The organism is Streptomyces cyaneus (assembly GCF_004028635.1).
Classification (GTDB): domain Bacteria; phylum Actinomycetota; class Actinomycetes; order Streptomycetales; family Streptomycetaceae; genus Streptomyces; species Streptomyces cyaneus.
In genome coordinates, this window is record NZ_RQJW01000003.1 from 480074 (window position 1) to 492983 (window position 12910).

General features: G+C 71.1%; 15 protein-coding genes. 8 read left to right on the forward strand and 7 right to left on the reverse strand.

All coding sequences use genetic code 11. From position 1 onward, the window contains the following. Positions 1 to 29: 29 nt before the first annotated feature. The gene (locus tag EHO50_RS11320) at positions 30 to 452 is read right to left on the reverse strand and encodes a hypothetical protein (RefSeq protein WP_128429761.1); all 423 of its coding nucleotides are present in this window, start codon (positions 450 to 452) and stop codon (positions 30 to 32) included. A 31-nt stretch (positions 453 to 483) separates the two neighbouring features. Beyond that, positions 484 to 1422 (reverse strand): putative protein N(5)-glutamine methyltransferase, encoded by a 939-nt coding sequence (locus tag EHO50_RS11325; RefSeq protein WP_246101111.1) that lies wholly within the window; start codon positions 1420 to 1422, stop codon positions 484 to 486. A gap of 293 nt (positions 1423 to 1715) precedes the next feature. Between EHO50_RS11325 and EHO50_RS11330 the strand changes: the two genes are divergently transcribed. The 3 genes from EHO50_RS11330 to EHO50_RS11340 all read left to right on the forward strand — a co-directional run bounded on the left by EHO50_RS11330 (position 1716) and on the right by EHO50_RS11340 (position 3761). Then, the gene (locus EHO50_RS11330; protein ID WP_128429762.1) at positions 1716 to 2321 is read left to right on the forward strand and encodes a sulfite oxidase-like oxidoreductase; all 606 of its coding nucleotides are present in this window, start codon (positions 1716 to 1718) and stop codon (positions 2319 to 2321) included. 22 nt (positions 2322 to 2343) lie between these two features. Beyond that, positions 2344 to 3099, forward strand: coding sequence for a ferredoxin reductase (locus EHO50_RS11335; RefSeq protein ID WP_128429763.1), 756 nt, complete (start codon positions 2344 to 2346; stop codon positions 3097 to 3099). Between the two features lie 77 nt (positions 3100 to 3176). Further along, entirely contained in the window at positions 3177 to 3761 is a 585-nt protein-coding gene (locus EHO50_RS11340; protein ID WP_128429764.1) for an Rv1733c family protein, read from the forward strand. 51 nt (positions 3762 to 3812) lie between these two features. On the opposite strand, the gene EHO50_RS11345 is transcribed toward EHO50_RS11340, so the two are convergent. Continuing rightward, on the reverse strand, positions 3813 to 5201 hold the full coding sequence (locus EHO50_RS11345) for an 8-oxoguanine deaminase (protein WP_128429765.1): 1389 nt from the start codon (positions 5199 to 5201) through the stop codon (positions 3813 to 3815). Positions 5202 to 5304: 103 nt separating this feature from the next. Between EHO50_RS11345 and EHO50_RS11350 the strand changes: the two genes are divergently transcribed. The 4 genes from EHO50_RS11350 to EHO50_RS11365 all read left to right on the forward strand — a co-directional run bounded on the left by EHO50_RS11350 (position 5305) and on the right by EHO50_RS11365 (position 8837). Then, positions 5305 to 6273 carry an acetylxylan esterase gene (locus EHO50_RS11350; RefSeq protein WP_128429766.1) on the forward strand — a complete coding sequence of 323 codons (969 nt, stop codon included), beginning with the start codon at positions 5305 to 5307 and terminating at the stop codon, positions 6271 to 6273. A 10-nt stretch (positions 6274 to 6283) separates the two neighbouring features. Further along, positions 6284 to 6688 (forward strand): nuclear transport factor 2 family protein, encoded by a 405-nt coding sequence (locus EHO50_RS11355; protein WP_128429767.1) that lies wholly within the window; start codon positions 6284 to 6286, stop codon positions 6686 to 6688. Positions 6689 to 6796: 108 nt separating this feature from the next. Beyond that, positions 6797 to 7963 carry a serine hydrolase domain-containing protein gene (locus EHO50_RS11360; RefSeq protein WP_128429768.1) on the forward strand — a complete coding sequence of 389 codons (1167 nt, stop codon included), beginning with the start codon at positions 6797 to 6799 and terminating at the stop codon, positions 7961 to 7963. A gap of 130 nt (positions 7964 to 8093) precedes the next feature. Then, positions 8094 to 8837 carry a GntR family transcriptional regulator gene (locus EHO50_RS11365; protein WP_128429769.1) on the forward strand — a complete coding sequence of 248 codons (744 nt, stop codon included), beginning with the start codon at positions 8094 to 8096 and terminating at the stop codon, positions 8835 to 8837. On the opposite strand, the gene EHO50_RS11370 is transcribed toward EHO50_RS11365, so the two are convergent. From EHO50_RS11370 to EHO50_RS11380, 3 genes are all read right to left on the reverse strand, one after another. Beyond that, on the reverse strand, positions 8807 to 9595 hold the full coding sequence (locus EHO50_RS11370; protein WP_128429770.1) for an acyl-CoA thioesterase: 789 nt from the start codon (positions 9593 to 9595) through the stop codon (positions 8807 to 8809). The two genes, EHO50_RS11365 and EHO50_RS11370, sit on opposite strands and share 31 nt — an antisense overlap. A 71-nt stretch (positions 9596 to 9666) precedes the next feature. Continuing rightward, complete coding sequence (locus EHO50_RS11375; RefSeq protein ID WP_128429771.1) at positions 9667 to 10407, reverse strand: class I SAM-dependent methyltransferase; 741 nt, start codon at positions 10405 to 10407, stop codon at positions 9667 to 9669. Between the two features lie 5 nt (positions 10408 to 10412). Continuing rightward, entirely contained in the window at positions 10413 to 10970 is a 558-nt protein-coding gene (locus EHO50_RS11380) for a PadR family transcriptional regulator (RefSeq protein WP_128429772.1), read from the reverse strand. A 70-nt stretch (positions 10971 to 11040) separates the two neighbouring features. Here EHO50_RS11380 and EHO50_RS11385 point away from each other — a divergent pair, with 70 nt between their 5' ends. Next, positions 11041 to 11439, forward strand: coding sequence for a nuclear transport factor 2 family protein (locus tag EHO50_RS11385; RefSeq protein ID WP_128429773.1), 399 nt, complete (start codon positions 11041 to 11043; stop codon positions 11437 to 11439). Here EHO50_RS11385 and EHO50_RS11390 read toward each other — a convergent pair. Further along, positions 11342 to 12898 (reverse strand): MFS transporter, encoded by a 1557-nt coding sequence (locus tag EHO50_RS11390; protein ID WP_128429774.1) that lies wholly within the window; start codon positions 12896 to 12898, stop codon positions 11342 to 11344. The two genes, EHO50_RS11385 and EHO50_RS11390, sit on opposite strands and share 98 nt — an antisense overlap. Between the last annotated feature and the right edge of the window lie 12 nt (positions 12899 to 12910).

Consider the following 12910-nt stretch of genomic DNA (forward strand, 5'->3'; position numbering starts at 1 on the left):
CTACGGTGCCGCGAACTCAATTGCCAAGCTCAGTCCTTGGGAGTGAGCACCACATACGTGACTTGTGTCCCGTCGTCCATGACACCTCTGAACAGTTGCTCGTTCAGCAAGGGCGACGTTGTGAGTACCGAGGCCACCACTCCGGCAACCGAAGAGAGGAAACCCAGAATCTTGGGCGCCCCGACAAGGAGCGCGTCTTCGATTTCTTTCATGGTGGCCTCGGTGAGGAGGTCATCAATGAAGTCGTTGATTTCGCTCGGCGGGTCGGGCGGGCCGTTATAGATTTCCACGTAGTAGCCGCGTTCCTGACGTGCGCTGACTATAATCCTGGCATCGTCTCGAATTGCCTTGCCTTGCGGCGCCTCTGAGGGGATCGGGATCAAGGTGTCGTCGGGTGCGGCTTCAAATCGGGTCGTGTTGTCGCTTGCCGGGTTGGGAAGTGTGTCCGCCATGTCAAACCTTCCATTCTGGCAAATGGGCGTTTCAGCATTCACATTCATTGAACTCTGGCGAATCGCTGACGCTTCCAGCTTCACCCCGGCCAGGACATGCTGCAAACCCGAAACGGGTCGCCGCTGACCGGTCGGCTGGTGCAGAACAGACGGCTTGGTTGAGGCCGACCACGACCGTCGCATACAGCTCTTCGGAGGCGAGCAGACGCGCCGACAGTCCACTGCCGATGAAGGCCTCCAGGGCCGTCGGCGCCTGGCGTTCACTCGTCTCGACCAGCACACAACCGCCGGGGGCCAGCCACCGGGGCGCCTCGGCGGCGACGCGGCGCAGGACGTCCAGCCCGTCCGGACCACCGTCCAGCGCGACAAGCGGCTCGTGGTCGCGCGCCTCCGCGGGCAGGAGGCCGACTTCGTCGGTGGGTACGTACGGCACGTTCGCCGCGAGGATGCCGACGCGGCCGCGCAAGCTGTCGGGCAGCGCCTCGAAGAGGTCTCCCGCGTGCACCTGACCGTCGAAGGCGGCCACGTTACGGCGGGCGCAGCGCACCGCCGCCGGGTCGATGTCGGCGGCGTGCAGCTCGACCTTGCCGAGCGCGACGGCCAGTGCCGCACCGACCGCGCCCGAGCCGCAGCACAGGTCCACGACGACGGACGCGTCGGGGGCATGGGCGAGGGCCTGTTCGACCAGGAACTCGGTACGGCGGCGGGGCACGAAGACGCCGGGTTCGACGGCGACGCGCAGGCCGTGGAACTCGGCCCAGCCGAGGACGAGTTCGAGGGGCAGGCCGCTGACGCGACGGTCCACCATGGCGGCCAGCTCGTCCGGGGTGCGGGCGGCGGCCAGGATCAACCGGGCCTCGTCCTCGGCGAAGACACACCCGGCGGCACGGAGTGCGGTCACGACGACATCACGCGAGAGCGGGGAACGGGACGAGGAGGACGAGGGTGACGAAGAGGAGAGAGAGGGCATGGAAGCCGAGAACCTTTCGGAAGCCGAAGGGTGCTCTCGCGGTCGCCTACTGGCGGTGATCCGCGTCGATCCGAGGTGAGAGCACCCGACCTGACACAGCGGTAATGGGTCTCACCTCCTGGGCTCCGCACGACCGGGACCGTCCCGACCGAACGGCAACCCTACCCCAACGATCACGGAAGCTCCCGCGCATCGACGACGGCCAGCCAGGGCCTATACGGTTGAATGACAAACGTACTGATCACGCTCGACCCGCGGGCCGTCGCCCACGGCGGCCTGGAGGCCCCACCCGTATGAACGTCACCAGAGGCTTCACAGGGCGCCCCCGCGTCCCGAACGCCGCACTGCCGCCCGGCCAGTACGACGCGGGCGACGACTGGCCCGTCCTGTCCGCAGAGGTCACGCCCGAGCTGACGCCCGCCGAGTGGTCCTTCCGGATCGACGGCCTGGTCGAGGAGGAGCGCAGCTGGAGCTGGGAGCAGGCACACGAACTGCCGGCGTCGACGTACGAGGGCGACATCCACTGCGTGACGAGCTGGTCGAAGTTCGGGGTCCGGTTCGGTGGCGTGTCGCTGGACGCCTTCCTCAATGTGGTCCGGCCCCATGTGTCCGCCACACATGCCGTCGCCTATTCGCACACCGGGTACACCACCAACCTGCCGCTCGCCGACCTGACCGGCGGGCGGGCGTGGATCGCCTGGGAGTTCGACGGGGAGCCGCTCGCCCCGGAGCACGGGGGCCCGGCACGGCTGCTCGTGCCGCACCTGTACTTCTGGAAGAGCGCCAAGTGGATCGCGGGCCTGCGCATCCTCGACCACGACGAGCCGGGCTTCTGGGAGCAGAACGGCTATCACGCCCGTGGCAACCCCTGGGAGGAGCAGCGGTACTCCGGTGACTGAGGTGACTGTGACTGAGACGACGGTGACTGAGACGTTCACTCCCCCGACCCGTTTCGCCGTGCCCGGGCGGATCGCCGTCAGCAACCGGGCCGCCGCGGTGTGGCAGACGGCCACGATCACCGAGATCCGCCGCGAGACCCCGCACGCCGCCACCTTCCGTCTCGCGGTGCCCGCCTGGGCGGGCCACCTGCCCGGCCAGCACCTGATGCTGCGGTTGACCGCCGAGGACGGCTATGTGGCCCAGCGCCACTACTCGATCGCGTCCGCGCCGGACGACGCCGGGCACATCGAGCTGACCCTGGACCATGTCGAGGGCGGTGAGGTGTCCGGCTGGTTCCACACGCTCGCCGAGCCCGGTGACACGGTCGAGGTGCGCGGCCCGCTCAGCGGGTTCTTCGCCTGGCCCGGGGACCGGCCCGCGCTGCTGGTAGGCGCCGGCTCCGGCGTCGTACCGCTGATGTCGATGCTGCGACACCACAGGGCGCAGGGCCTGGAGGTGCCGCTGCGGCTGCTGGTGTCGGCGCGCAGCCCCGAGGAGCTGATCTACGCGCGGGAGTACGGCGCGGAGACGACGGCCGTGTTCACGCGGAGCGCGCCGGAGGGTGTGCGAGTGGGACGTATGGCCGCCACACATGTGGCGCCACTCCTGGCCGAGCAACCTCCTGGTGGGTGGGAGGCCTATGTGTGCGGCTCCAATGGATTCGCCGAGCATGCCTCCCGGCTGCTCGTCGCGGCAGGTCAGCCCGTGCACCGCATCCGGATCGAACGCTTCGGCTGACCGGTGGTCCGGCGCCTGCCCCAGGGCCGGCTGGGATCGTCAGGAACGATGTCCGGTGTACGGGGTACCTGGACGCCATGCGATACCGGGTGCGTGGCCGGCGCCTGCGGCACAGTCCGCTGCGGCGCCGGTCGGATGTCGTCGAGGCGTGGACGTTACTGACCGTGGCGGTTCTGCTGCTCGTCGTCGCTCCCCTGGTCGGGGTGCTCACGGCCTGGTGGGCCCATGACGACGCCCGGGCCACCGCCCGGGAACAGCGTGCCGATCGCCGTCAGATCCGGGCCGAGGTCGTCGGCAGGACCTCCGACGCGCTGCCCATGACACAGGGCGGACGGCAGCCGTCCGCGAGGACGACGGTCCGCTGGACGGAGCCGGAGGGCGGTCCGCGTACGGCCTCGGCGCGCGTCCCGGCGGGCACACGGAACGGCGACACGGTCGACGTATGGCTGGATTCCCGGGGCCGGACGGTGGCCGCGCCCGCGGACAGCACAGCGGTCTGGCAGCACACCGTCGCCATCGGCGTCTGCGCGACCGGCGGTGCGGTCGCCGTGATCCTCCTCGGCCACGCGGTCGTACGCCATGCCGCGATGCGTCGTCGCCTGGCCGAATGGGATCAGGAGTGGGCCCGGACGGAGCCGGAGTGGACGGGCCGCCGGGCATGACCGGTGACGTCCCGACGGCCAGTCTCTTGGGCGCGCTTCGTGCGGCCGACGCTACTCGCCCTGCTGCATCCGGCGTGCGATCCGGTTGTGCGCCCGCAGGGCGTCCGCCAGCCCGGCCAGCCCGGCCTGCCGGGGCTCGCCGCGGTCGACCAGGATCCGGCCGGCGACCACCGTGGTCCAGGCCCGGGCCGGCCCGCAGCGCAGCCAGGCCTCCACGGGGTCGCTGAGTGCGCCGGCGAGGGAGACCGCGTGCAGGTCCCACACGACCAGGTCGGCGCAGGCACCGGGCCGCAGATGGCCCAGTTCGTCGTCCCGGCCCAGACAGCGCGCCGAGCCGCGGGTGGCGATGTCGAGGGCGTCGCGGGCGGTCATCGCGCCGGGTCCGCCGCGATAGCGGCCCAGCAGCAGGGCCGCCCGGGTCTCCATCCAGAGGGAGGCGTGGTCCGTGGAGGCGGAGCCGTCGCAGCCGATGCCGACGGGCAGGCCCAGTTCGCGCATCTCCTTCACGCGCGCGGTGCCGCCGCCGATGAGCATGTTGGAGCTGGGGCAGTGCGCCACGCCGACGCCCGCGTCCGCGAGGCGGCGCAGTTCGTCGTCGTTCGGGTAGATGCAGTGCGCGACCCAGCTGCGGTCGCTCATCCATCCCGTCTCCTCGAAGTACTCGACGGGACGGCAGCCGTACGTCTGAAGGCAGTACGTGTCCTCGTCGTGGTCCTCGGCGAGGTGCGTGTGCAGCCGTACGTCGTAGCGCTCGGCGAGTTCGGCGGTCGCGGTCATCAGCGACTTGGTGACCGAGAACGGCGAGCAGGGCGCGAGCGCGACCCGCACCAGCGCGCCCGGTTCGGGGTCGTGGTAGGTCCTGATGAGGCGCTCGCTGTCGGCCAGCACCTCGTTCTCGGTCTGGGTGACGCTCCTCGGCGGCAGTCCCCCGTCCTCGACGGAGCGGGTCATCGAGCCCCGGGTGGCGTGGAAGCGGAAGCCGATGTCGCGGGCGGCGCGGATCTCGGCGTCGACGAGGTGCGGGCGGGGATGGACGTACAGGTGGTCGGACGACATGGTGCAGCCACCCATGAGCAGTTCGGCCATACCGACGTACGCCGACACGTACGCGGCCTCCTCGTCGAGGCCCGCCCAGAGCGGGTAGAGGGTGGTCAGCCAGTCGAACAGCGAGCCGTTGACGGCGGGCGCGTAGGAGCGGGTGAGGTTCTGGTAGATGTGATGGTGCGTGTTGACCAGGCCCGGGGTGACGAGCCGTCCGGCCGCCGAGACGGTCGTGCGGGCCTCGGGCTCGCTGCCGGCGGTACCGACGGCGGTGACCCGACCACCGGTGACGGCCAGCCAGCCGCCCGGGATCTCCCGCTCCCCGTCCACGACCAGCAGTTCGGCGTCCCTGACCAGCAGGTCCGCAGTCTGCACCGGAGCATCGACGGCAGACGTCATGGCGCCATCGTAGGCGCTCGGCACCGGAAAGTTCTGGCGAGTCCTCCGATCACCCACGTACGGTGTGATCATCCGCACTCACTCTTCGCAAAGGCGGTCCTCCATGGCCCTGTTCGACCTTCCGCTCGACGAACTGCGCGACTACCGCAGCAAGTCCGTCGAACCCGAGGACTTCGACGCGTTCTGGTCCAAGACCCTCGATGAGGCCCGCGAGCATCCGCTGGACGCCCGCTTCGAGCCGGTCGACACAGGGCTTTCCACGGTGCAGGTGTACGACGTGACGTTCGCCGGGTTCGGCGGTCACCCGGTGAAGGGCTGGCTGCGGCTGCCCGCCGGGGCCGCCGAGCCGCTGCCGCTGGTCGTGGAGTTCATCGGCTACGGCGGTGGGCGCGGCCTGCCGCACGAGAATCTGCTGTGGGCGTCCACGGGGCGGGCGCACTTCATGATGGACACGCGCGGTCAGGGCAGCGCGTGGGGCGCCGGTGGCGGGACGCCGGACCCGGTGGGAGCCGCGCCGGCCTACCCCGGTTTCATGACCCGCGGCATCGACGCGCCCGAGAACTACTACTACCGCCGGGTGTTCACGGACGCGGTGCGTGCCGTCGAGGCCGCCCGCTCGCACCCCCTGACCGACGCCTCGCGCACGATCGCGATCGGTGCGAGCCAGGGCGGCGGCATCACGATCGCGGTCGGTGGCCTGGTGCCGGACCTGACGGCGATCGCGCCGGACGTGCCGTTCCTGTGCGACTACCCGCGCGCGGCGACCCTCACGGACCGCCACCCGTACCGCGAGATCGGCCTCTACCTCAAGACGCACCGAGGCCGTACCGACGACGTCCTGCGCACCCTGTCCTACTTCGACGGTGTCCACTTCGCGGCCCGCGGCCGGTCGCCCGCCCTCTTCTCGGCGGCCCTGGAGGACCAGACCTGCCCGCCCTCCACCGTGTTCGCGGCCTACAACGCCTGGGAGCACGACGAGAAGGCGATCGAGGTGTACGACTTCAACGACCACGAGGGCGGCGGCCCGTTCCACGAGGCGGCCAAGCTGGACTGGCTGCGCTCACACGCCTGAGCGGCCGCGCATGCAGACGCATGAGGCCGCGGAGCGGTTCGTCCGGGTCTGGCAGCGGGCGTGGGCCGAGCATGACGTGGAGGCGCTGCTGGAGTTGTACGCCGAGGGCTGCGTCCACCGCTCGATGCCGTTCCGCGCGCCGCACCGGGGGCGCGCGGAACTCGCCGCCTATCTGCGCTGGTCGTTCGCCGGCGAGCGGGTGACCGACGTGCGCTTCTCCGCGCCGCTCGTCGGCGCGGACGGCGTGGCCGCGGCCGAGTTCCGGGTCCTCGCCGAGGAGGACGGCGTGCCGTCGACGCTGGCCGGCTGCGTCTTCGTGCGTTTCGACGCGGCGGGGCTGGCCGTCGAGACCCGCGACTACTGGCACACGGTCGAGGGTCACCGGGAGCCGGAAGGCACGCGGTTCTTCGTGTGAGTTCGGCGTGTTCGGCTCCTTCCACCCAGTCCGACCAGTCGGTACGTTCAGGGAGCCCGAGTCGCACTGTCGCGGCCCGGGTTTCCGGCGGACGACCAGGGGTGGGGAATGGCAGAGCACGAGGCACAGGTACACGGGCATTGCGATCCGCGGTTCGCGGCGGTGCGGACGGCGTTCGAGGCGAATTTCCGGGAGCGCGGGGAGCTGGGCGCCGCGGTCGCCGTCACCGTCGGCGGCGAGACCGTCGTGGACCTGTGGGGCGGGTGGGCCGACGCGTCGCGCAGCCGCTCCTGGGAGCGCGACACGCTGGTCAACGTATGGTCCACGTCCAAGGGGCCGACGGCGTTGTGCGCGCACATCCTCGCCGACCGGGGACTGATCGACCTCGACGCGCCGGTGGCCACGTACTGGCCGGAGTTCGCCGCCGCGGGCAAGGAGCAGATACTCGTACGGCATCTTCTCTCGCACCGGGCCGGTCTGTCCGGGCTGCGGGAGCCGCACTCGTTCGAGCAGCTCTGCGACTGGGAGTTGACGACCCAGCGGCTCGCGGCGATGGAGCCGTGGTGGGCGCCGGGGACGCAGTCCGGGTATCACGCCTTCACGTACGGCTTCCTGGTCGGGGAGGTCGTGCGGCGGGTGTCGGGGCTGCTGCCCGGGGCCTTCCTGGAGCGGGAGGTGACCGGGCCGCTCGGGATCGACTTCGCGATCGGGCTGCCGGAGAAGGACTCCGGGCGGGTGGCCGAGCTGGTGCAGCCGCCGGTCGCCACGACCAGTGAACAGGCCGCGGTCTTCAGCCAGTTGGCGCCCGCCGCCCTGGCCGCGCTGACCAACCCCGCGGTGGGGGCGCCCCACGCCAACTCGCCCGAGTGGCGGGCCGCTGAGATCCCCGCGGCGAACGGGCACGGCACCGCACGGGCCGTCGCCGCGCTGTACGGGATCTTCGCGGGCCGGGGATCGTACGACGGCCATCGCGTCCTGTCCCCCGAGGCGGCCGAGCGGGTGCGCGAGGGACAGGGCAGCTGCCGCGATCTGGTGCTCGGAGCCGGGTTCGAGAGCGAGACCGAAGTCGGACTCGGCCTGTGGCTCAGCGGTCCGAACGGCTCGTACGGACCCAACCCGCGGGCTTTCGGACATGACGGCTTCGGCGGCTCCTGCGGTCTGGCCGATCCGGAAGCCGGGGTGTCACTGGGCTATGTGATGAACCGGATGGGGCCTCATATCGCCGACGATCCAAGGAAGATGGCTCTGCTCGACGCCTTCTACAGCGCCCTGTGACGACCGGTCCACGCGGGCCGTTTCAGCCGAAGTGACAGGCCACCCTTCCCTGGTGGTTTAGACCAATGCTTAGATCTGGTGGCGCAACGAACCCGCACGGCTACGACACGTCACCAACAGGAGGCGCGGCATGGCCCGCACCACCCCGCACGACCGCCCGCTCGCCGAAGCGCAGCCGCTGTACTGGAGGATCGCCACCCAGCTGGTCGGCGAGCTGCGCGACGGAACCATTCCGCCCGGCGAACGGCTGCCGGGGGAAAGGCAGTTGGCGGAGCATTTCGAGGTCAGCCGGGAGACCGTACGGCAGGCGCTGGAGGTACTGCGCCGCAGCGGTCTGGTCGCCACCGACCGGCGGGGCAGCCATGCCACCCTGCCCGGCCCGCCGGTCGAGACCCCGGCGTCCCTCACCTTTCCGGTCGGCGCACGGACCACGAGCCCGGATGCCGTCGACCGGGCCACGGTTGCCTGGGAGACTCCCCCGCCGGACCACGCCGAGGCCCTGGGGCTCGCCCCGCACCGGCCGACCCTGGTGCACCGCTACGAGTCCGCGAGCCCCGATGGACACGGCCGGCGTACGGCCGTGACGTCCTTCTCCGCGGTGGCACTCGCCGAGGTGGCCGAGCTCGCCCGCTATCGCGACCGCGCCGACGGCACCGGAACGGCCCAACTGCGCCGCGCCTACGACTGGATGCGCAAGGCGGGCCTCACTCTGCACCACCGGGACGCCATCACCCGACCCCCGGGCGCGCCTTCGGTACGGGTCACCCGGCGCGTGCACGACCAGTACGCCCGGCCCCTGGAGATCACCGACCTCGTCGTGGACGCCCAACAGGACGCCTTGGTCTACGAGTTCACGCTGCCCGCGGCGGGCTGAGCGCGCACGACCCTGGACTGCCGGGCCAGCGCCAGCAGCCGGCCGTCCGCCGACCAGACCGCACTGTCGTCGACCGCCCAGCCACCTCCCGCGTGCTCGGTACGGATCCGGACGAGAGCCCAGCCCTCATGGGCACCGCCGTCGAGGGCGTCGGTGAGGTGGACGGTGAGTTCCGCGGTCGGCACCGGGCGCGGAGTGCGCCAGCAGGCGTACAGCGCGGGCGGCAGGACGTCGGTGAGGGTGACGGCCGCGGGAGCGTCGAGGGGGCGGCCGTCCAGAAACCGAATCCAGGCCATGAGCTCGGCCTTGTCACCTCCGGCGAGCGGGAGGGCGTCGGTGGCGGGACGGATCTCCAACTGCCGGGCGAAAGGAGACAGTTCATGGGGGAGATCCAGGCGGCGGCAGTCCTGGGGCGCCGGAACCCGTGGGATCGGCTGTCCGTCGTAGGACGGCGCCTGACGTTGCGAGCCGAACAGCGCAGAGCCGAGGACGACCGGTGTGCCGTTCTGGTGACCGGTGAAGACACAGGTCGCCGTGCGACGGCCGGCGGCGGGAGCCGCACCCGAGAAGTGCAGCGGGCTGCCGTCGACCGGCGCCAGATAGTGCGTGGTCAGGGTGCGGACCGGGTGGGCCCCACCGGCGAACCGATCACGCACGGCGGTCAGGGCGAGGGCGGCGACATGGCCGCCATGTGCGCCCTCCCAGGACCACCACAGGGGGTCGACATGGATCTCGGAGCCAGTCGTCGTCGCAGTCACGGGCCCACCATAACGTTGTGAGTTTGAAAAACAAACCCACCGGCGAGTGGAAGTTGGAAATTCCAACCGATCTAGTCCGGGCGGCGCGCCACGACCATCCGCACGCGCGGGCTCCCGTCCCGCCGCCGCCCGAACTCGGGCAGGACCTGCAGCTCCACCCGGAAGCCGGCGCGGGCGAGCTCGCCTCGCACCTCCCCGAGTCGGAAGGCTCGGTAGTACATGACGAAGGGCGGGCGCCACACGGCGTTGCGCACGCGCATCACGGCGTCGAAGCCCAGCAGCATCCAGTACTCGACGGACACGGGACGCGGGGGAGCCACGAGAGGGAAGGCGAAGATCCCGCCGGGCCGCAGGACGGAGTGCACCTGGGCGAACAGCCCCGGCAGCTCGGCGGGCAGGAAATGGCCGAACGCCCCGAAGCTCACCACGAGGTCGAAGGCGGGCGCGAACGGCAGGGCACGGGCGTCCGCGCGGACCCAGTCGACGCGCGGCGCCCCCGCCTCCCCACCCCGCTCCCGCCGCCGGGCGACGGCGATGTCGAGCATGCCGGCGCTGAAGTCGACGCCGGTGACACTGCGCCGGCACACCTCGGCCAGCACGTCCACACCCGCGCCCGTCCCGCAGCACAGGTCGAGGCCGTCGTCGTACGGCCCGTTCCGGTCGAGCGCCGACGTGACGGCCTCGAGCACCGAGTCCGGCGTACGGAACGGTGTGTGATCGAACTTCGGGGCGAGCAGGTCGTATCCGCGCTCGACGGACGACAGCGCCTGGACGGCGAGTTCGCGCAGGGAGGGGCCCTCGGGACTGAACATCCGCGTCATCCCGCGGCGACGCGCTGCTCGAGGACGGCGAGAACGCGCTCGCACCAGCGCAGGTTCTCCTCCTCGAAGGAGACTCCGCGCAGCAGCGTCAGGTACGGGCCAATGCGGTCGGACTCGCGCAGGTACTCGTCCTCGCTCCGTCCGTCGAGGAGGCGGTCGCGGACGCGTTCGTAGCGGTCGAGTTTGCCGCGCGCCCATGTCCTGCGCTCCTTGATCAGAGCGCGGGTGGTCTCCGGGTCCTCCATGGCCTGGAGCTTGATCAGGAGTTCGTCGCGGACGGCGGTGGGACGCCGGGGCGGTTCAGCGGCGAAGGTGCGCAAGTCGTCCCGGCCGGCCGCGGTGAGCGTGAACATCCGCTTGTTCGGCCGCCGTTCCTGCTGCACGAACCGGGCCTCGACGAGACCGTCCCGCTCCAGGCGCTCCAGCTCCCGGTAAAGCTGCTGCGGGGTCGCCGGCCAGAAGTTGGCGAACGACACGTCGAAGACCTTGGACAGCTCGTAGCCCGAGGCCTCGCCCTCGAGGAGGGCGGCGAGGACGGCGTACTTGAGGGACACATGGACACGGTAGCAGCAGGTGATTATCCTCATCGGCACCTACTCAATTAATTGACTATGAGGTGATCCGATGCGCGCGTTCCGTGAGGCGGTCGAGGCCGGCGACTTCGATGCCGTGGAGGCCCTGCTGGCGGAGGATGTCGTCTTCACCAGCCCGGTCGTGTTCAAGCCGTACCCCGGCAAGGCGATCACCGCGGCGATCCTGCGCGGTGTGGTGCGGGTCTTCGAGGACTTCCGCTATGTGCGGGAGATCAACGACCCGGGCGGCCGCGATCACGCGCTGGTCTTCACCGCGCGCGTGGGCGACCGGCAGATCACCGGCTGCGACTTCCTCCGGGTGAACGAGGACGGCCTCATCGACGACTTCATGGTCATGGTCCGTCCGCTGTCGGGCGCGCAGGCGTTGGCCGAGGCGATGGGGGCGCAGTTCGAGCAGATCGCGAAGGAGGCGGAGGCGCGGTCGGCCTGACTGCCGCGCCAGGGCGATCGCGACGCCGATCGGAACGCCGATCGGAACGCCGAGCGAAACGTCGGCGCCGGGGCGCGCGCAGCAGCGCCGTCGCACAGGCCAACCCGGCCGCCGCGAGCACGACGCATGCCATGAACGCGGCCCGGTGGCCCGCCGTCAGGGCGGTCAGCCGCTCGGTACCGGTGGTGTGGGACACGGCCACGGACGTGACGACGGCGACCCCGAAGGCCCCGCCGATCTGGAAGGCCGCGGTGTTGATGCCGGACGCCACCCCCGACTCCCGCTCCCCCACCCCGGTCAGCGCGGCGATCGCCCCGGCGACCGCGCAGGCGCCGAGCCCGGGCCCGAAGAGGAACAGCCCGGGCAGCAGGTCGTGTACGAAACCGCCGTCCACCGGCACCCCGGCCAGCAGCAGGCTGCCCGCACCGACCAGCGCCAGCCCGCCCATCGCGACCGGTCGCGGCCCGACGCGGGTGACCAGCGCCTGCCCGGCGTACGACCCGACGACCGCTCCCGCCGGCATCACCACGTTGGCGATCCCGAAGCGCAGCGGCGAGTAGCCGAGCACGTCCTTCCCGTACCGGGACAGCGTGTACGACATTCCGAAGGCGGCGGCGCCGAGCAGGATCACCACCAGGTTGCCGCCGATCACGGTCCGCGAGCGCAGCAGCCGCAGCGGCACGAGGGGAGATGCGGACCGCACCTCGATCCGGACGAAGAGCAGTGCGAGCAGCACCGCCACAGCCAGCAGGGCGAGCGTCCGCGCGGACAGCCATCCGGCGCGGGGTGCCTCGACGACGGCGTACACGCAGGTCACCAGCGCGGCGGTGACGGTGAGGGCGCCGACCGGGTCGTAGGAGCGAGCCCGGGTGCGGGCCCGGTTCTCGGTACGGCTCTCGCGCAGCAGCAGCGGGCTCAGAACCAGCAGGAGCAGTGCGACGGGCACATTGAGGAAGAACACCCACTCCCAGCCGAGCCCGTCCGTGAGCGGTCCGCCGATCAGCAGGGCGGCGGTGGCGCCGAAGCCACCGCTGCCGGACCAGATGGCGAGGGCCTTGTTGCGTTCGGGTCCCTCGGCGAAGGTGTCGAGCAGGATCGAGAGCGCGCTCGGCGCCATCACGGCGGCCGACACGCCCTGCACGGCACGCGCCGCCACCAGCACACCGGCCGTCCAGGCGAACCCGCACACCAGCGAGGACAGCCCGAACAGCAAGGTGCCGGTGAGGAACACGCGGCGGCGGCCCAGCAGATCGGCGGTCCGGCCGCCGAGGAGCAGCAGGCCGCCGAAGCTCAGCAGATAGGCACTCATCACCCACTGGGCGCCGCTCGCCGAAAGGCCCAGGTCGGCGGCTATCGACGGCAGGGCGAGGAGCACGATCTGCGCGTCCAGGATCACCATGAACCCGGCCAGACAGAGCAGGGCGAGGGCGTACCAGCGGCGGGCGTCGGAGGCGGTCATCGGTCAGCCTCC